The following is a 784-nucleotide window of genomic DNA, read 5'->3' as shown; positions in this document are numbered from 1 at the left end:
ATTCTCTGCATTATGAACAAATCTCAACGTTGCAAGGTCTTCTATGACTTTTTTATCAATAGATGACTGAAACTCAAAATCGAATTCTTCAAGCATCTTTTTAACAGGAAAAACTGCACTTTTCATCCTTCTCTCAACTGCAACAGCTTCCCTGTGTTTCTTTTCCTGTTCAAACAGATAATCAAGGACTTCCATTGTTGTCTTGCTGTCTCTTGCAGCAATTTCAAGGTAGTTGTTCAGAAGCTCTTCAATAGTATTCAGTTTGAGGTAGTGCAGGTTACTATGAAGTCTCTCATAGCTGAAGTTGTTCATTTAAAATCACCTTCACTGAATGTATCATAGATATCAAGAGACCTTTTTTCAACTTCAGGACCTGAGAACTTCAACGGAATCTGTAAGTCTTTCTTGCATTTTGAATTTTCTTTAAGAATCTCACTCAGTAGACCCTGGAAATGTTCCTTTTTCCTGGCAACTCTGCAGTTACCTGGAAGAATTTCATGTTCACAGACCTTTTCATAATCAACATAGACCTCGAATTTTCCTTCAAAGATCTGAAGCTGTGCAGTTCTTCCTGCAAACCTGTACGGAACAGAATACTTATTTCCAAGGAATGAAATATAACAGTCTCTGGAGATCTTTCTGGTCTCCTTATGGACAACTTTGTAAGGAGGAACCTGACCCAGAGGGTTCAGGTTTTCCTCCTTAAAGCGTTCAAGAGGGATTTGATAGGTTGTTCCGTGGACAGTTGAATTTACCCTTTCCAACCACCTGTTAACTTGGGCGT

2 protein-coding genes are annotated in these 784 nt (G+C 38.8%); both read right to left on the bottom strand.

Annotated elements, in window-relative coordinates:
* Positions 1-312, bottom strand: a 312-nt coding sequence (locus tag ASJ81_RS14320) for an ATP-binding protein (RefSeq protein WP_141241740.1), incomplete at its 3' end; no start/stop codon positions are given.
* The coding region (locus tag ASJ81_RS14315) for a Mu transposase domain-containing protein (RefSeq protein WP_449288773.1) at positions 309-784 on the bottom strand (476 nt) is incomplete at its 5' end. The genes ASJ81_RS14320 and ASJ81_RS14315, both read right to left, overlap by 4 nt.

The sequence above is a fragment of the Methanosarcina spelaei genome (assembly GCF_002287235.1).
Taxonomy (GTDB): Archaea; Halobacteriota; Methanosarcinia; order Methanosarcinales; family Methanosarcinaceae; genus Methanosarcina; species Methanosarcina spelaei.
The sequence above is the reverse complement of the archived record's forward strand: the minus strand, read 5'-3'. Positions and strand labels throughout refer to the sequence as shown.